Annotated in this window: 1 protein-coding gene and 1 pseudogene; both read right to left on the reverse strand. The window is 43.6% G+C overall.

What is annotated here, in order from left to right:
* Window positions 1–2,081, reverse strand: a pseudogene (locus A9G24_RS12385) (hypothetical protein); the annotation flags it as partial.
* Between the two features lie 17 nt (window positions 2,082–2,098).
* Window positions 2,099–3,004: DUF2345 domain-containing protein (locus A9G24_RS12390; RefSeq protein ID WP_141673157.1), on the reverse strand; the 906-nt coding region annotated here is incomplete at its 5' end.

Genomic DNA, 3,004 nt, shown 5'->3' on the forward strand with positions numbered 1-3,004 from the left:
CGTTTGATATGTGCTTGCGCATTGTCTTTTATATTCACCCAACCGTGTATCGGTAGCGTTTGCTCATCCAGTGCCGTCACTTGGACCCATTTTGTGTTTTCATCCTCTATCGCTATCAAGCCATCATTTTCTAATGAAATTAGGGACACGGTACGAGGGTAACATACCGTATTACGTTTCTTTTCCTGTGGAGAAAGGTTGTCATCTAATGATAATGGAAAATCATGCCAATAACTTACGCTTGAATTGAGCTGCCCATCTTCGCCATTAAGGTGTAAGACTTTACTGGCGGCTATCCAGTACGGCTTGTTTTCAATCATAAAGCGAATCGTGAAAAAATCCTCATCATTCGCTGGCTCAGAATAGACACTCGGTAACGTCGTATCTTGCCCCTTTCCGCCACTAATTAGCTCAACTTTATCGGGGATATCTGCCTCGGTTAATTCGGGATATATCCGCCTTACATACATTTTCTCACTTGCGGTTAAGGTGTACGGTTGCGCTGACGGGCTTTTTGCCTGTATCTTTCCATTAATGCCATTAACCACCTTGCCAACCCCTGGGTCGAATAACGGCTGCTCGGTTGAAGTATGAAAAAATCTTGAGGGAAGATTGACGGTATAGACCGGTTTGATTTTAATATAGTAGCTCTCGGTAGTGTCGGTAAAATGAATCGCCACCCCAGAGCTTAACCAACCTGCCGGTTTAGCGGCTTGCACTAATCGCGCCTCTTTTTCAACTAATATGATAGTTTTTTCACTTTCAGGCAGCTTGTCCGCTAAGGCGCGGGTTTTAGTGATAAACGCCGGTAAATCATCACAGGTCAGTAATTCAATATGTGCCATTGGCGGTAATTGCTTGTCTAACGCCCGTTTCATGTTCGATAACGGGGCTTCTTTAGGCTCGTCAAAACGTTCGGATTGGCTAACATTATGGCCGATGTAACCTATAAAGTCGCCTTTATTAATCGGCACAGGCGTTTTTAATACCACCACTTTATCTAATTTTTCAGGTTTAAGTTGGGTCACTATCAGTGAGGTTAATTTGACATACCCCTTATGTGGCGCCTCATCCCCGCCATTTTCTGCAACCAAGACTGCCGGCACAGTGCAATTATCAATTTTACGGATTTTAGCATAACCATTTTCTTGCCCATCCAATTCAAAAGTCGCGGTTTGTGGCAAATAGGTCAACTTTTGACTGTCATTCGCGGTGCCATAAACCGCAATGCCTTTGACTTCGACTTCCGGTTTGCCCACTTTTTTATTATCTTCTTTGCAGATTTCATAATCCTTATTGGCTTCCGCTGTCTTTCCAGTCGGTCTATCGGCTGCTGTCTTGCCAATATCGTTATGCCAAACATAACCGGTAATATTGCCCAATTCATTTTGCAAGCCATTTGGTGTCACCACCGTCCCTGCGGTTATCGACACAATTTTATACCAACCAGACATATTTGCTTTTTGTTCACCTAAACGTACTTTACTGCCTTTAAGTAATAAACCCACAATCTTTGTGTCTTTTCCCTTTTCACGTATCACGCTGCCGGCAATGGTTTCCGCTTTTTTTTCATCCACTTTCCCTGCTTGCGCTTGCCAATAACAAGGGTAATCCACCTGACTACCACTTTCTTGTCCTTTTTGCTGATAACCATACCAATCAAGTTGATGCATATATAAACTGTATAAGGTTATTGAGGGTGGCGTAGCAGTTGCACCAGCGATTTTAGGCATTTGTAACAGGTGTCTGACTAAGGTAAATCCCGTTGAGAAATACGCCACTTTTTGCTGTTCTTTATAAGGCGTTTTTAACTCAACATTGTCCAGATACACTATTTTATGGTAAATATTATTGACTCGATAAGCAACCACTTCGCCATGAGCCATACAACGCAATATACCGTCATTATCAACTTTCTTTAGTACCCCTTCATCAATATGGAACCCCCCATGCCATATCCCATTTTCACCAAATGGATAAAAGCCACTGTTCGCCTCTGATAACGCTTTATAATACGCATCTTGACTGAGTTGTTTTTCACCCACGGGAAAGTTGAAATTATCGATTTTTTTTATGGTCATGTGTATTACCTTATTCCTTATGCCGAAAAGCCTTTCGAGTTAAACGATACATGTTTTTTTAATAAGGCTTCGAGCTCTTGACGATTAATATTCAGTTTTGCGGATAAATGATGACTTGCCGGCCCCATCTTCTGGAACACATTACACTTAAGATAGATATTATCCTGTGTGCCCAGTTCGATGCCTTCACTGCTGATTTTGATATAAGAGCCACCACAGATGAGCGTTATCTCTTTGGCTGCTGTTATCTGCGTTTTACCATCCACGCTATCCACTTTGATATCTTGCTTGGCAGCCATATTGAGGTTGGCATTTTGGGCTTGCACCTCAATATCACCTTGGTTGGCAAACAGTTTCATGCCCGCTTTTTGCGCAAATAAACCAATCGCTTCGCCCGATGAAACAGTGACGTTGTTTAAAGCGTTGATATCGGTTTGATTTTCGCTGGTTAAGGTGAGGCTGCTCGCTGTTGTCAGTTGAATATTTTCAGGGCTGGTTAGGGCGATGCCTTCTTGCGCATAGGCCAGTAGGCCACTTTGGGTTAGCTGAGTTAAGTTGGCTTTAAGTTGCGCTTGGCTGTCGGTATCGGCGCTGTGCGCTTCGGACTGGGTGGCGGCATTTTGTAGTGCTTTGGCAATAGAGAGGGCATTTTCAAGTTGGCTTATTGCCGCTTGCATATCCAGTTGTTTACCTTGCGCTTTCGGCTGGGTTTGCGTGGTTAAGTATAAGCCTCTATTGGCGGCAATCGCGCCCCATTCGTCGGTGCGTAGTTCAAACCCTTCGCCACGTTGGCTTTTTTTATTATCGACCAAATGCCCCAAATTAAGTTGAGTTTTGCCGTATTCGGTGGCCAGTTTGATGTGCTCTTGCCCACGTTTGTCATCCATGCGCAGTTTGTTATTAGCCGGCGTGCGAATCACATT

The sequence above is a fragment of the Gilliamella sp. App6-5 genome (genome assembly GCF_001690525.1).
Classification (GTDB): Bacteria; Pseudomonadota; Gammaproteobacteria; order Enterobacterales; family Orbaceae; genus Gilliamella; species Gilliamella apicola_H.